The organism is Priestia megaterium (genome assembly GCF_023824195.1).
Lineage (GTDB): Bacteria > Bacillota > Bacilli > Bacillales > Bacillaceae_H > Priestia > Priestia megaterium_D.
This window is the reverse complement of sequence record NZ_CP085442.1, coordinates 4,889,809-4,905,069: the sequence shown is the minus strand read 5'-3', so window position 1 is coordinate 4,905,069 and position 15,261 is coordinate 4,889,809. Positions and strand designations below refer to the sequence as shown.

Here is a 15,261-nt window from a genome sequence, read left to right as displayed (position 1 = left end):
GAGATAATACGAATAAAGAAAAAGGAGGGACATGATGTGAAAGAAGAAAATCAACCCTATATAAATGAAATATTGGATTTTATGAAAAGGGATAATTATAAACCTTTGACTGTCCAAGAGCTTGCAAAAGAATTTAATACTGAGGATGCAGAGTCATTCAAAGAGTTTGTGAAGACACTTGTTATTATGGAAGAGAAGGGTTTAATTATCCGAGCAAGAAACGATCGCTACGGGCTGCCGGAACAAATGAATTTTGTCAAAGGGAAAGTAAGCGGACATGCAAAAGGGTTTGCGTTCGTAGTTCCTGAAGAAAAAGATGCGGGTGATGTATTTATTCCCCCTACTGAAACAAACAATGCTATGCACGGAGATATTGTGCTTGCAAGAGTGTCATCAGAATCATCAGGTGCTCGTCGTGAAGGAACCATTGTAAAAATCTTAGAACGAGGTACCCAGCAAATTGTAGGTACGTATACGCAAAGCAAAAATTTTGGCTTTGTGATTGCGGATGACAAAAAAATTGCAGGTGATATCTTTATTCCCAAAGCAGCAAGAAACGGTGCAGTTGAAGGCCATAAAGTAGTAGTAGAACTGACAACCTATCCGGAAGGCCGCATGAATGCAGAAGGAAAAGTTGTTCAAATTCTTGGACATAAAAACGATCCGGGGATCGATATCATTTCTGTTATCCATAAGCACGGTCTTCCTCAAGAATTTCCTGCTGATGCTTTAACACAAGCAATTGATACACCTGAAACGATTGATGAAAAAGATATCGGCAACCGCCGCGATCTTCGTGATCAAGTTATTGTAACCATTGACGGAGCAGATGCAAAAGATTTGGATGACGCCGTAACGGTTACAGAGCTTGAAAATGGAAACTACAAATTAGGCGTCCATATTGCAGATGTAAGTCACTACGTTAAAGAAGGTTCTCCGATTGATGTAGAAGCAGCAGAGCGCGGAACAAGCGTCTATTTAGTAGACCGAGTTATTCCGATGATTCCTCACCGTTTATCTAATGGAATTTGCTCATTAAATCCAAAAGTTAACCGTTTTACGCTTTCTTGTGAGATGGAAATCGATCCACAGGGTGAAGTAGTGAAACATGAGATTTTTGAAAGTGTCATCAAAACGACAGAACGAATGACGTATTCAGACGTTAACAAAATCTTAGTGGATAAAGACGAAGAAGTGTTAGAACGCTACGAGCCAATTGTTCCGATGTTTGAGCGTATGGAAAAGCTGGCAGCTATTCTTCGTAAAAAGAGAATGGATCGCGGTGCCATTGATTTTGATTTCAAAGAAGCAAAAGTATTAGTAGACGATGATGGCCATCCGCACGATGTTATTTTGCGTGAACGTTCGGTTGCTGAAAAGCTAATCGAAGAATTTATGCTAGCGGCTAATGAAACAGTAGCAGAACATTTTCACTGGATGAACGTACCGTTCATTTATCGTATTCATGAAGATCCAGATGCAGAGAAGCTTACTCGTTTCTTAGAGTTCATTACAAACTTTGGTTACACGGTGAAAGGAACAGGAAACGATATTCATCCGCGGGCACTGCAAGATATTTTAGAAGAAGTAAAAGGTACGCCTGAAGAGATGGTTATTTCGACTGTTATGCTTCGTTCGATGAAACAAGCGAAATATGAAGCAGAAAGTTTAGGGCACTTTGGTTTATCAGCGGAGTTCTATACGCATTTTACGTCTCCAATCCGTCGTTATCCGGATTTAATCGTTCATCGTCTAATTCGCACGTATTTAATTGAAGGAAAAACAGATCAGCAAACGCAAGAAAAATGGCGCGAGCTTCTGCCTGATGTTGCTGAGCATTCTTCTAATATGGAACGTCGTTCAGTTGACGCTGAGCGGGAAACGGACGATATGAAAAAAGCTGAGTTTATGGCTGATAAAGTTGGGGAAGTATTTAATGGTATTATTAGCTCTGTTACAAACTTTGGAATGTTCGTGGAGCTAGAAAATACGATTGAAGGTTTAGTTCACGTTAGTGACTTAACAGATGACTATTATCGTTACGACGAACGTCACTATGCGATGATTGGAGAAAAAACGGGCAATGTCTTCCGAATTGGAGACGAAATTGAAGTGAAAGTTGCCGATGTGAATAAAGACGAGCGTTCAGTTGACTTTATTATTGTAGGAATGAAAGAAAGTCGCAAACGCTTATCTAAAGACCGTCCTAAAGTGATTAAGGCAAAACAAAAGTCACGCAAAGATGACAAAGGAAAAGGTCGCGAGGGCAGCCGAAGCAAAAATGAAGAGTGGTCTACTCAAAAGCCAAAGAAGAAAAAGAAAAAGAGATTCTTCGAGGGTGCCCCAAATGTTAAGCGCAAAAAGAAAAAGCGTAAATAATCGAAATCGACAGCAGTGAAGCAGAAGGGTATTCCTTCTGCTTCAAAACAGCTCCATTAAACGTTTTAGTTGTTGTTTAGATTTCCATACAGTAAAATGATACATAATATCATACATATACGTAAGTACGGCTGAAGGGAAGGAACGTTTTATGCCAAAAGGTGAAGGGAAATTAATTGCACAAAACAAAAAAGCCCGCCACGACTTTTTTATTGAAGAAACATATGAGACGGGTATTGTTCTACAAGGAACGGAAATCAAATCAATTCGTAATGGGCGTGTAAATTTAAAGGACTCTTTTGCTCGTGTGCAAAACGGAGAAGTATTTCTACACAATATGCACGTTAGTCCTTACGAACAAGGAAATCGATACAATCATGAGCCGTTGCGTACACGAAAGCTATTGCTGCATAAGCGTGAAATCAGCAAGCTAATTGGCTATTCAAAAGAAACGGGTTATTCATTAGTTCCTTTAAAAGTGTATTTAAAAAATGGATACGCAAAGGTTTTACTAGGGCTTGGTAAGGGTAAAAAGAAATATGACAAGCGTGAAGACTTAAAGCGAAAAGAAGCGAAGCGCGATATCGAACGAGCATTTCGTGATCGTCAAAAGATGTGATATTACAAAATATTACAATTGCAAAATGCTCATTTTGTGATATAATAAGTATTGTTATCAGTTAGATTTCATTTTGCACACTGAAGTCGCTATCTGATGTAAGATTTTTTCTTACACATTCCGACTCCCTTTTATATGGGGACGTTACGGATTCGACAGGGGTAGTTCGAGCTTAGGTTGCGAGTCGAGGAGATGGCCTCGTTAAAACATCAACGCCAATAATAACTGGCAAATCTAACAATAACTTCGCTTTAGCTGCATAATAGTAGCTTAGCGGTTCCTCCCTCCATCGCCCATGTGGTAGGGTAAGGGACTCACTTTAAGTGGGCTACGCCGGAGTTCGCCGTCTGAGGACGAAGGAAGAGAATAATCAGACTAGCGACTGGGACGCCTGTTGGTAGGCAGAACAGCTCGCGAATTATCAATATGCCAACTACACTCGTAGACGCTTAAGTGGCGATATTTCTGGACGTGGGTTCGACTCCCACCGTCTCCACCAATACATATTGTATGGTGGCTTACCTTACTTATAACAGGAGTTAATCAAATGTATGTTCTTCATTTGATTAGCTCCTTTTTAATTTATGACTTATGTAAAATTGAAAAAAGCAGGAAAGAAATAAAAGGATGCCTCTTACACAAAGAGGCATCCTTTTACTTTTGTTTAAGCTGAACAAAAAGCAGCATAAGAAAGGAAAGAAAGACGATTGAAATAACCCATAGCCAAGCGAGATTCATGTTTCCAGAGTCAATTGCTACGTAGATAGCGGTAGGGACAGTTTGAGTTTCACCTGGAATATTGCCAGCAAACATCAAAGTGGCTCCAAATTCTCCGAGTGCTCTTGCCAGACTTAACACTCCTCCTGTTACGATGGCTTTAGAAGCTAAAGGGATGGAAATAAAGAAAAAGACTTTCCATTCGCTTGCACCATCTACTCGAGCTGCGTCTTCAATTTCGTAATCTACGCCTTGAAAGCCTGTTTTGGCAGATTGATACATAAGCGGAAACGCAACGACAACGGATGCAATAACAGCTGCCCACCATGTGAAAATAACGGGTTGTTGAAAGACCCATTCAATTGCCCGGCCGAGCAGGCTGTGTTTCCCGAAGATAACAATCAATAAAAATCCAACAACGGACGGAGGGAGAACCAACGGGAGCATTAACGCCGTTTCAATCATCACTTTTCCCTTAAAGTGTTTCCTTGATAACAGTTTTCCTATAACAGTGCCTAAAATAATAACGACAAATCCTGCTACTAATGCAATTTTAAGCGATAGCTGAAGAGGAGATAAAAATTCTTGAATCATAGCGGCCTCAATTTGCAGTGAAACCGTATTTCTTTAAAGTGTCAAGAGCCGTCTTACTTTGTAAAAATTGATAAAAAGCATTTGCTTCTTGTGGATGTTTCGAATCCTTAATAACGCCTACAGGATATACAATTGGTTTGTGAGTGCTATTATCTGCAGTAGCGACAATCTTCACCTTTTTTGAAATCAAGGCATCGGTTTTATAAACCACCCCAGCTTCAACGTTTCCTGTCTCTACATAGGAAAGAACCTGGCGTACGTCTTTAGCATAGACGGTTTTTGGCTCAATGTTTTTCCAGAGGTTCAGGTGTTCAAAAGTCTCCTTCGCATACTGTCCTGCAGGAACGGATTCTGGTATTCCAAGTGCAATTTTTTGAACAATCGGCTTTGATAGATCTTCAAAATTTGTGATAGCAGACGTATTATTCTTTGGCACGATAAGCACAAGGTCATTGCTAACCAAGTCAGTACCCTTTTCCTTAGAGATAGCTCCTGCTTTTACTAGTGCATCAAACTTGTCTTCCGCTGCTGAAAAAAATAAATCAACAGGTGCGCCGTTTGTAATTTGCTGTTGCAGCGAGCCTGAAGCTCCAAAATTAAATTTCAAGTCTATATTTGGATGCTTTTTTTCATATTGCTTTTGAATATCAGTGAGCGCATCTTTTAAGCTGGCCGCAGCGGATATCGTTAAGCTGATGTTTTTGTGCTGAGCTGCTGATTGATCTGTATTTGTTTCGTTCGAACAAGCAGCAGTAAACATAATTAAAAATAATAGTGCGAATAAGGGTTTAAAGTATTGTTGCATCGTGTCACCTCAATTAGTTGTAGTAGAGCAATTTAGTATAACTATATCACGTTCATTTAGAATTTGACTTCCTAAAAAGAAAACAGCGACTTGAAAGGGGGAAAACTTTCAAGTCGCTGCTTCATTTATTCTTCCAACGCTTTGCCCATTCCTTTTAAAAAGTGAAGTCCAAATCCAATTGCACGATTGACATCTGGATCGTTTAGCGCTCTTATAAGAGCTAATGCACTTACTTTTTTTCCTGTTTTTACATATTCATTCGCTTCGTTCATACCAGCTGTTGCGCTATTTACAAGTTTAGCCGTTACCTCTGGGTCTGCCTTCATCAAACCGCTGCTTGCACCCATAAGAGTATTAATTAAATTGGTTACCGGTTCTCTGGAAATTTGATGAAGCGCAATTTTTGAGATTTTTTCTTTCGCTTGAATCATTGAATCAGCAGCTTCAAGAACACCCATGTCGTTAAGTTCGCCAACAATACCGAGAATACGGTTCAACGCTTCTTCATTATCTGCCAGCAGAGAAGTTAAATCTTCTAATTTTTGTTGTTTTTCTTCTTCCTCGCTTAGAAGAGGTTTCTTAATTTCTGTAATAGGTTGTGCCATCTTTTCTCCTCCTATTTACTTGTTAAATGGACGTAGCCAGGACGGTTCCATTTACGCTGAACCTCGACCCCATTTTGAGGATGACGTTTTTTGTTACGCGGATTTGTAGACGGTAAAGGCGTTTCTCCACCTTTGTTTAATACTTCCATCCGTACTTTTGTTTGTTTGTAAGCCGGCGTATTTGTTCGTTGGTCGACTGCAGGTCCCGTCAAGAAGTTAATCGCCGAATCTTTATGAACAGAGTGCATTGGAAGATACAGCTCATTTGCTTTTACTCGCTCTGTAATTAATGCCTGTACTTTTACTGCTCCAAACGGTGAGATTAATCTGACAAGCGAACCTTCTTCAATTTCACGCTCCTTGGCAAGCTGAGGTGAAATTTCTACAAATACTTCCGGTACTTTTGATTGGATGCCGCTCGATTTATTGGTCATATTCCCTTCATGAAAATGTTCTAACATTCTTCCATTATTAATGTGTAGATCATATTCTTCTGGGAATTCGGCAGGAAGTACCCAATGTGATAAAGCAAAGCGTGCTTTTTTATCTGGGAAATTAAACCCATCGACGTAAAGTAACGGCGTGCTTTTTCCCTCTAAGCTCCCCCATAAGAAGCTATTCCAGCCTTCTAGGTTTTCGTAGCTGGCTTGGCTGAATAGAGGTGATAGACTAGCCATTTCTGCAAAGATATCACCAGGATGTGTATACGTCCAGTTCGCACCTAAGCGGTTGGCAATCTCTTGAACAATCCACCAATCCGGCTTTGAATCACCGTGCGTTGGTAATGCTTGATACAATCTTTGGACACGTCGCTCCGTATTGGTAAACGTTCCGTCTTTTTCAAGAGAAGGAACAGCGGGCAGTACAACATCAGCATATTGAGCCGTTCTCGAAAGGAAAATGTCTTGGACGACAAAAAAATCTAAATTTGATAATATTTCGTGTACGTGGTTAGCATTTGAATCAACAAGAGCCATATCTTCTCCGACAAGGTACATGGCTTTCATTTTTCCTTCATCAATTGAATGAAGCATTTGAATATTATCAAGCCCTGGCTTGTCTTTAATTTTTACACCGTATGCTTTTTCAAATTTCTCTCGGGCGACTGAGTCTGTGACGTGCTGATAGCCTGGAAGCCAAGCAGGAAGAGTTCCCATATCACATGCTCCTTGGACGTTATTGTGGCCTCGGAGCGGATAAGCGCCTGCTCCAGGGCGTCGATAGTTTCCGGTAGCAAGCAGCAGATTTGAAATAGCAGCTGATGTATCAGAGCCTCCTGTATTTTGCGTTACGCCCATGCCCCACAGCACACAGGTTCCATCTGCGTCGCGAATCATTTCAGCTATTTGAATGAGTGTTGCTGCCGGAATACCCGTAATTTGCTCAGCATATTCAAGCGTGTACTTTTCAAGCAAAGAGTTAAAGTCTTCAAAATAGTTGACGTTTTCTTGGATGAATTTTTCATTGTGCCATCCTTGATCAATCATGTATTTTGTTACAGCCATTAGCCATACTTGGTCCGTACCTTGTTTTGGACTGATAAAAATGTCAGAGCGTTCAGCCATTTCGTTTTTGCGCAAATCTGCGACGATTAGTTTTTGGTCATGAAGCTTATGCGCGCGTTTGATACGAGTTGCTAATACAGGGTGACCTTCAGCAGGGTTAGCTCCAACGATGATAACCAGTCCAGCTTTTGCGATGTCTTTTATCGTGCCGGCATCGCCTCCCATTCCCACTGTTCGAAATAATCCATCAGTTGCAGGAGACTGACAGTAGCGAGAGCAGTTGTCTACGTCATTTGTTTCAAACATTTGGCGAGCCAGCTTTTGAATAACATAGTTTTCTTCGTTTGTAATCTTAGAAGAAGAGATAAAACCAACTGATCCATGTCCATACTGCTGATTGATAGAGCTTAACCTGCTTGCTACTAAATCGAGGGCTTCTTCCCATGACGACTCTACAAATGCGCCATTTTTTCGGATTAAAGGCTTAGTAATACGTTTTTCAGAGTTTACAAAATCCCAGCCGAATTTTCCTTTCACACAGGTTGAAATAGCATTTGCGGGAGCATCAGAGCTAGGCTGAACTTTAAGGATTTCACGGCCTTTTGTCCATACTTCAAATGAACATCCAACTCCGCAAAATGTACAGACAGTTTTTGTTTTTTTCGTGCGTGTTTCGCGCATAGCTGCTTCCACTTCTGAAACAGCAAAAATTCCGCTGTATCCGGGTTCTACTTCTTTAACTAAATCAATCATTGGATTTAAAACGTCTTTTGGAAGTCCAGTCATAAATCCAGCTTCTCCAAGCATGGATTTTTCCATTAAGGCATTACAAGGGCATACGGTTACACATTGACCGCAGCTCACACAAGAAGATTCATTGATTGCTACACCGTCATCCCAGAGAACGCGGGGACGTTTGGCTTCCCAGTCGATAGAGAGTGTTTCATTAACTTGAAGATTTTGACAAACCTCTACACATTGTCCACAAGCAATGCATTGATTAGGGTCATAACGGTAGAACGGATGAGACATATCGACTTCATTCTCTGAGGCCTTTGGCGTATAGGGGTATTTTTGATGTTCAATCTCCATCATTTCGGCTGTGTTATGTAATTTACAGTTTCCATTGTTATTATCGCAAACGGTGCAGTATAGCAAATGATTCTCTAATAAACGATCCATTGCTTCCGTTTGTGCCGCTTTTGCGGGTGCTGATTGTAATTCAATCTTCATGCCGTTTTCAGCTTTTGTAGAACAAGAACGAACTAACTCGCCATTCATTTCAACGATACATGTGTCACAAGTTTGAATAGGGTCCACTTCAGGCACATAACAAATCTGAGGGTGCTCAATGCTTTGCTGATTAATAATTTCGAGTATGGTAGAGCCTGAAGCTGCCTTGTATTCGTTACCATTTATATGAACAGTGATGGTTTCACGACTCATTTGTTTTCCTCCTTTATATAAAAACAAAAAACCACCATGAATACACACGCCTAATCAAATAAGGGAAGTGCAATCATGGTGGAATAGTTTACTAGCAGGTCTTACTAATATGCCAATCCGGCCCATTTATATCGTTAAGAAAAAGTGATAGAGTAATAACAATTCATTATTATTATTATTCCATCTCGGTTATCTATAATTATATCGCTACGTTTTTAAATGCACAACTCTCTTCAAAAGTTTTGCTGCAAAGATTTTAGGCTTTTATTTTTTAAAGTGTTGATTTATGATAAAAAAACTGTAGGAATAAAATGCACAATTTAATTTTAATCGGTGGGAGAGCGTTGATTATGTCAAAAACTATTCATGAATTTAATGATATTATTCGGAAGCTTCGAAAAGATTTATTTGGAAAAGGACCGGAAAGAATACATACGGTTTTTGTTGAAAATATGGCTGTCTCAACACTGTATGGAAATTTAACTCCGACAGAAACATTTATTGCAAGCACTGCTGAAGGATGTGACATGGTTCATCTAGCTCGAACAAAAATGATCCAAGATGTATATGCATCGAATCCGCCGGAAGGGCTAGAAGAATTGGTAGGGGCAAAGTTGGTTAATTTATTTTCAGATATGAAAATAAAAGAAAATATAGCGGTTTCCGTATTCGTTTTTGATAAAAACATTATTTAAAAAAGGAGACATCACATGAACTCGACCGTTAAGAAGCGTACAGTTCTTAGATTTAAAAATGGTCAAATGGAAAGCGTGGAAGATAAAATTGTAACGGAGTTTCCTGTGACCGTGAAAATTAATGAAGAAGAGTTTGTCACGATGGTATGTAGCCCACAATACATTGAAGATATGGTAATTGGCTATTTAGCATCTGAAGGGGTTATTCGAGCATACAAAGACATTAAAAACATATGGGTTCAAGAAAAAGAAGGGTATGTTCATGTTACAATAGATAAATTAAACCCGTATTTTCAAAACCTTCAAAATAAACGATATATCACGTCTTGCTGCGGGGCGAGCAGACAAGGGTTTGTCTTTATAAATGATGCGCTGACTGCTAAAAAAATGAATGATATATCGGTAGAACTTTCAAGTAAGGATTGTTTTCAATTGATGAATAAGCTGCAGCAATCTGCTGCTACGTTTCAAGAAACGGGTGGCGTTCATAACGCTGCCATTTGTGATAAAAATGGTTTTATGCTTAGCAGAATGGACATTGGTAGGCATAACGCTCTAGATAAACTATACGGGTATTGCTTAAAACACCATATTTCAATTAGAGATAAAGTAGTCGTTTTCAGCGGCCGTATTTCTTCAGAAATTTTGTTGAAAGTAGCGAAGATCGGGTGTGAAGTGGTTCTTTCAAAATCCGCCCCGACTGAACTTGCTTTAAATCTAGCAGAAGAATTGGGAATTACAACGGTAGGGTTTATTCGAAATAATTCGTTGAATATTTATACATGCCCGGAAAGAATTTTAAGAGAGAGTTAATCTGCTGTGGAGAAGCTGACAGCTAGAGAGAGGAGAGATGAGGCAGATGTCATACGCTATAGTTGATACTTTAAAGCGTCCTTTACGAGACTTGCGTTTGTCAGTAACAGATCGCTGTAACTTTCGCTGTCGATATTGTATGCCTGAAGAAATTTTTGGGGCAGACTATCCATTTTTACCTGCCGAAAACATTCTTTCGTTTGATGAATTAGAGAGACTCACTAGATTATTCGCATCGCTAGGAGTGAAAAAAGTGCGTATAACGGGAGGAGAGCCGCTGCTAAGAAAAGGCTTGCCAGATCTAATCAATCGTCTGAAGCAAATTGAGGGTATAGATGATATTGCCATAACAACAAACGGTTCACTGTTAAAGAAGCATGCAGAAGCCTTATCAAAAGCGGGGTTATCAAGAGTAACTGTTAGTTTAGACTCACTTGATGAAGTGAGGTTTCAAGAGCTGAATGGAAATCGAGGAAGCGTAAAACGAGTATTAGAAGGAATAGAAGCAGCAGCTCTTGTGGGGATTTCAGTCAAAATAAACATGGTTGTTCAAAAAGGCAAGAATGAGCAGGATATTCTTCCGATGGCCCAATATTTTAAAGACAAAAAACATACGCTGCGTTTCATTGAATATATGGATGTTGGAAATTCAAACGGATGGAAAATGGATGAGGTTATAACAAAGAAACAAATTCTTGATATAGTTGGACAAGAAATGCCTCTTGAAGAAATTCTACCTCATTATACGGGAGAAGTAGCCACCAGGTATCGGTACGTCGGGACAGAAGAGGAAGTTGGTATCATTTCATCTGTCACAGATTCATTCTGTTCCACTTGTTCACGCGCAAGAGTATCGGCTGAAGGAAAGCTCTATACCTGTTTGTTCGCGTCAAAAGGATATGACCTCCGGACACTGATACGGTCAGAAGCATCTGATCGTACTGTTTGTGACACCATTTCTGATATCTGGAATCATCGGAAAGATCGTTACTCAGACGAACGAGCTAACGGAAGACAGGTCCAAGGCGCTGAAAAAGTGGAAATGTCTCATATTGGTGGATAATTCAAAAAAGCTTTATACATGCCAATCACTGCGATGATTCACATTTATAAAAGTGGGATCTTCTGCTGAAAAAGGCACGCGAAGGACGTTTGTCTGATTCAACAATTGTGTAAGCCTTCTTTCACCTTGTGTAACGAGTTGTTCAATAAGAGGAAGCGTTCTACGGTGATAGAGTGCTAGAAGCGGGTGAATGTGATCAGGCTGAACAGGAAGAACAATGTCAGGTGAGTCCGTTTGAGTCAGTGTGATCATGTGATGAACAAACTTAGCATTAATAAAAGGAATATCGCAAGAAAGAATAAAGAACCATTCAGCGCAGCAATCGATGGCAGTTAAAGCGTGATGAATTGCATACAAAGGTCCTTGATACGGGCATTTTTCAACTGCAAATGCAACATCCTTTCTTTGAAAATAAGGGAGTAAATCTTGGTTGGTAGACACAAGTATAGGTGTGACGTGATTTTCTTTTAATGCATCTATACTATATTCGTAAAATGATTTCTTGTTATAGGTTTCAAACATCTTTGGTTGACCGTAGCGAGAAGATTTTCCTCCTGCTAATACAATACCGGCAATGGACATTTATTAAATACCTCCATCAAAATATATTTGTATATTTATGCAAAAATGCCTCTGTAAAGCAGCTTAGCTTTATGTGTATAATAGCATGTTTTTAAAGAAATATCTTTGACGAAGGAATAGATAGTGAAGCCAGAGATTGAAAGAGAAAGGGAGAGAAAAGAGTGACAGAACGTTATTCACGTCAGCAGCTTTTCCAGCCAATTGGAAGTAAAGGGCAGCAGCAAATTAGAAGCAAGCATGTTTTAGTTGTAGGTGCAGGAGCTCTGGGCAGTGCTAGCGCAGAAGCCCTCGTTCGTGCTGGAATTGGAAAATTGACTCTTGTAGATCGTGATTATGTAGAATGGAGTAATCTACAGCGTCAGCAGCTTTATACAGAACAAGATGCGCAAAACAAACTACCTAAAGCTGTAGCAGCAAAAAATCGTTTGTGTCAAATAAACATGGAAGTGAAGGTTGAAGCGCTGGTGATGGATGCTCAGCCTGCTAATTTAGAAAGTATCGTCCAAACAGCTGATGTGATCATCGATGCGACAGACAATTTCGACATCCGTTTTATTTTAAATGATTTGTCACATAAGTATGAAGTTCCTTGGATATACGGCTCATGTGTAGGGAGTTATGGCACCACTTATACCGTTATCCCAAATGTAACCCCTTGTCTGCACTGCATATTGAAAAAAGTGCCTGTCGGAGGAGCAACCTGTGAGACAGCAGGAATTATTAGTCCAGCTGTTCAAATCGTGGCAGCCTATCAAATAACCGAAGCATTAAAAATTTTAGTCGAAGATGTTGAAGCTTTGCGCCACACATTTCTAACCTTTGACGTCTGGAATAATCAGCACGCTGAATTTAAGACGAGCAAAATGAAAAGTGATAAATGTTCTTCTTGCGGATCGACCCGAACATATCCGTACTTAGCGTATGAAAATCAGCTTAAAACAGAAGTTCTGTGCGGCAGAGAGACGGTTCAAATCAGACCCTCGCAGCGCCATTTGTACAACTTCGATGAATTGGAAAAACGGTTAAAAAAACAGGGGAAAGTAGACCGTAATCCATATCTTCTGTCATGTCAGCTTCCAGAGCAGCGCTTTGTAATTTTTCAAGATGGCCGTGTATTTATTCATGGAACGAATGATATTCAATTTGCAAGAAGCTTATATTATCGTTTACTAGGATGAGTAAAGGAGTGAAAAGAATGAAAGAAAAGCGAACTCCTATCCCTGTCGGAGAATGCGTTGGGCGAGTGATGCAGTATGCAAAAAACAGAAAGCAAGAAATCATTGCGCTTGAAGAAGCTCACGGCAGATTTTTAGCTGAAGATTTAATGGCAGATCATGATATTCCTGCTTTTGATCGTTCTCCATATGATGGTTTTGCCGTTCGGTCACAAGATACGAAAGAGGCATCATCACTTCATCCAGTAGAACTGGTTGTTCGAGGAGAGATAGGAGCAGGTTCTATCTTTGAACCTAGAGTCAACGCCATGCAGGCTGTGCGTATTATGACAGGAGCTCCTATTCCAAAAGGCTGCGATGCAGTTGCGATGCTTGAAGTAACAAAAGAATATACGAGAGACAATCAGCCCATCGTTCAAATCAAGCGTTCGTTTAACAGCGGAGATAACATTTCTTTTCAAGGAGAAGAAACAACAAAAGGTACTGTGCTCGCGTCAAAAGGAACGTATATCACACCGGGAGTAGCTGCTCTACTAGCCACATTTGGCTATAGTAAAGTAGCTGTCTTCAAAAAGCCTATAGTTGGAATACTTGCAACGGGAAGTGAACTAGTGGAAGTGAGTGATCCTGTTCAGCTAGGTAAAATTCGTAATAGCAATGCTCATATGCTTCGTGCACAAATTGAAAAAGCCGGAGGGAAAGTGAAATATTTTGGTGTTATGCCCGATGATTTAAATCAGTGCTACAGCGCGGTAAAATCTGCGCTATCAGAAGTAGACATGCTGATTACAACGGGCGGTGTTTCAGTAGGAGACTATGATTATCTACCGGATGTGTATAAACAATTACAAGCGGAAGTTCTTTTTAACAAAATAGCGATGAGACCAGGCAGTGTGACAACAGTTGCACGTATGGAAGAGAAGCTTTTATTTGGCTTATCGGGGAACCCTACAGCGTGCTACGTCGGTTTTGAACTTCTGGCTCGTCCGGTAATCAGTACATATGCGGGGAAAAGAACCCCTCATCTTCGGAAAGAAAAAGCTTTGTTAGGAAAAGATTTTTTAAAGCCAAATCCTTTTATGCGTTTTGTATCTGGCAGGCTTTCGTACAGGGAAGGACAGCTGATTGCTTCTCCATTAAGCTTTACAAAATCTAGTGCGGTTTCGTCTTTAGCTCATGCGGATACGTTAATTATATTTCCTGGAGGAACGAGAGGATACAAGGAAGGAATGCTGGTTGATGTCTTATTGCTAGATGACGTACAAGGAAGTGAATGGCCTTGGTAGCACGTTGCACCGTTTTACAAGTAGTTGGATTTCAAAACAGCGGCAAAACTACTTTAGTGGAAAAGTTAATTAAAAAGGCGAAACAATTCGATCTACGTGTAGGTTCTATCAAGCACCATGGACACGGCGGACCTCCAGATAGTAGCAGTCAGCTAAAAGACAGTCAGCGTCACCATCAAGCAGGTGCTGATGTGGCAGGTGTAGAAGGAGATGGAATTCTACAGCTTACGGCAGATAGTAAAGACTGGAGTCTAAAAAAACTGATTGATTTTTATCAATTTTTCTCGCCAGATGTCATCTTTGTTGAAGGATATAAAAAGGAATCTTATCGAAAAGTAGTCTTAATTCGAAGTGAAGAAGATCTAGCTCTACTTTCCTCTCTAACCCATATTATATGCGTGATTAGTCACGTTCCGCTTAAAAAAGAAGTGCAGCGAGCATATCCAATATTTCACTTACAAGAAGAAGAGCTTTATCTTAATTTTTTATTGAAAGAAGCGGGGGAAAGAAGATGAATCAGCACTTATTTGAAGTAGTAAATCAGCCAATCGTGGTAGATGAAATAATTGAAAAAGTTTCTAGAAGAGAAGCCGGAGCTATTACAACATTTATTGGAACAGTAAGAGAATTTACAAAAGGCAAAAAGACGCTCTCTCTTGAATATCAAGCCTATGTGCCAATGGCAGTGAAAATGCTCAGCCAAATTGGTGACGAAATTCAGGAAAGGTGGCCGGATGCTTTGACAGCTATTACTCATCGAATTGGGAAGCTTGATATAACAGAGATTGCAGTAGTTATTGCCGTTTCTTCTCCCCATCGCAAAACAGCCTATGAAGCAAACGAGTATGCTATTGAACGTATTAAGCAAATTGTGCCAATTTGGAAAAAGGAATTTTGGGAAGACGGAACAAAATGGATTGGAGATCAGTTAGAAACGAAACAATATCCTGAAGGAAAGCCATTGAAGGAGATGTAAA

General features: G+C 40.0%; 14 protein-coding genes and 1 other RNA gene. 10 read left to right on the top strand and 5 right to left on the bottom strand.

The window, feature by feature from the left end; all coding sequences use genetic code 11:
• Positions 1–36: 36 nt before the first annotated feature.
• The 3 genes from rnr (at position 37) to ssrA (ending at position 3,497) form a co-directional block, all read left to right on the top strand.
• The gene (gene rnr / locus LIS78_RS25530; RefSeq protein ID WP_209150747.1) at positions 37–2,379 is read left to right on the top strand and encodes a ribonuclease R; all 2,343 of its coding nucleotides are present in this window, start codon (positions 37–39) and stop codon (positions 2,377–2,379) included.
• Positions 2,380–2,530: 151 nt separating this feature from the next.
• Positions 2,531–2,998: an SsrA-binding protein SmpB gene (gene smpB, locus LIS78_RS25525; RefSeq protein ID WP_013059694.1), complete on the top strand. Its 468-nt coding sequence runs from the start codon at positions 2,531–2,533 to the stop codon at positions 2,996–2,998.
• Positions 2,999–3,135: 137 nt separating this feature from the next.
• Positions 3,136–3,497: a transfer-messenger RNA gene (ssrA, locus tag LIS78_RS25520) on the top strand.
• Between the two features lie 155 nt (positions 3,498–3,652).
• Here ssrA and modB read toward each other — a convergent pair.
• The 4 genes from modB to fdhF form a co-directional block, all read right to left on the bottom strand.
• A complete protein-coding gene (gene modB / locus LIS78_RS25515; protein WP_013059693.1) occupies positions 3,653–4,309 on the bottom strand; it encodes a molybdate ABC transporter permease subunit in 657 nt (218 codons plus the stop codon).
• Positions 4,310–4,316: 7 nt separating this feature from the next.
• A complete protein-coding gene (gene modA / locus LIS78_RS25510) occupies positions 4,317–5,114 on the bottom strand; it encodes a molybdate ABC transporter substrate-binding protein (RefSeq protein WP_252284495.1) in 798 nt (265 codons plus the stop codon).
• A gap of 125 nt (positions 5,115–5,239) precedes the next feature.
• Positions 5,240–5,719, bottom strand: a complete 480-nt coding sequence (locus tag LIS78_RS25505) for a helical membrane plugin domain-containing protein (protein ID WP_195781622.1) — start codon at positions 5,717–5,719, stop codon at positions 5,240–5,242.
• Between the two features lie 11 nt (positions 5,720–5,730).
• Positions 5,731–8,670, bottom strand: a complete 2,940-nt coding sequence (fdhF, locus tag LIS78_RS25500) for a formate dehydrogenase subunit alpha (RefSeq protein ID WP_195781623.1) — start codon at positions 8,668–8,670, stop codon at positions 5,731–5,733.
• Between the two features lie 350 nt (positions 8,671–9,020).
• On the opposite strand from fdhF, the gene LIS78_RS25495 reads away from it, so the two are divergent.
• The 3 genes from LIS78_RS25495 to moaA all read left to right on the top strand — a co-directional run bounded on the left by LIS78_RS25495 (position 9,021) and on the right by moaA (position 11,241).
• Positions 9,021–9,365, top strand: a complete 345-nt coding sequence (locus LIS78_RS25495; RefSeq protein WP_013085380.1) for a Na-translocating system protein MpsC family protein — start codon at positions 9,021–9,023, stop codon at positions 9,363–9,365.
• A 66-nt stretch (positions 9,366–9,431) separates the two neighbouring features.
• Positions 9,432–10,178: a formate dehydrogenase accessory sulfurtransferase FdhD gene (gene fdhD / locus LIS78_RS25490; protein WP_434092372.1), complete on the top strand. Its 747-nt coding sequence runs from the start codon at positions 9,432–9,434 to the stop codon at positions 10,176–10,178.
• Positions 10,179–10,224: 46 nt separating this feature from the next.
• Positions 10,225–11,241, top strand: a complete 1,017-nt coding sequence (gene moaA / locus LIS78_RS25485; RefSeq protein ID WP_195781625.1) for a GTP 3',8-cyclase MoaA — start codon at positions 10,225–10,227, stop codon at positions 11,239–11,241.
• A 12-nt stretch (positions 11,242–11,253) separates the two neighbouring features.
• Here the strand turns inward: moaA and mobA are convergent, their stop codons facing one another.
• Positions 11,254–11,823 (bottom strand): molybdenum cofactor guanylyltransferase, encoded by a 570-nt coding sequence (gene mobA / locus LIS78_RS25480; RefSeq protein WP_195781626.1) that lies wholly within the window; start codon positions 11,821–11,823, stop codon positions 11,254–11,256.
• Between the two features lie 161 nt (positions 11,824–11,984).
• Between mobA and LIS78_RS25475 the strand changes: the two genes are divergently transcribed.
• The 4 genes from LIS78_RS25475 to LIS78_RS25460 are packed head-to-tail and all read left to right on the top strand — an operon-like array spanning position 11,985 to position 15,260.
• Positions 11,985–13,001 carry a molybdopterin-synthase adenylyltransferase MoeB gene (locus LIS78_RS25475; protein WP_195781627.1) on the top strand — a complete coding sequence of 339 codons (1,017 nt, stop codon included), beginning with the start codon at positions 11,985–11,987 and terminating at the stop codon, positions 12,999–13,001.
• Between the two features lie 17 nt (positions 13,002–13,018).
• The gene (locus LIS78_RS25470; RefSeq protein ID WP_209150745.1) at positions 13,019–14,284 is read left to right on the top strand and encodes a molybdopterin molybdotransferase MoeA; all 1,266 of its coding nucleotides are present in this window, start codon (positions 13,019–13,021) and stop codon (positions 14,282–14,284) included.
• The gene (gene mobB, locus LIS78_RS25465; protein ID WP_195781629.1) at positions 14,272–14,799 is read left to right on the top strand and encodes a molybdopterin-guanine dinucleotide biosynthesis protein B; all 528 of its coding nucleotides are present in this window, start codon (positions 14,272–14,274) and stop codon (positions 14,797–14,799) included. The genes LIS78_RS25470 and mobB overlap by 13 nt, the downstream gene beginning before the upstream one ends.
• Positions 14,796–15,260 (top strand): molybdenum cofactor biosynthesis protein MoaE, encoded by a 465-nt coding sequence (locus LIS78_RS25460; protein WP_195781630.1) that lies wholly within the window; start codon positions 14,796–14,798, stop codon positions 15,258–15,260. The genes mobB and LIS78_RS25460 overlap by 4 nt, the downstream gene beginning before the upstream one ends.
• Position 15,261: the final 1 nt, after the last annotated feature.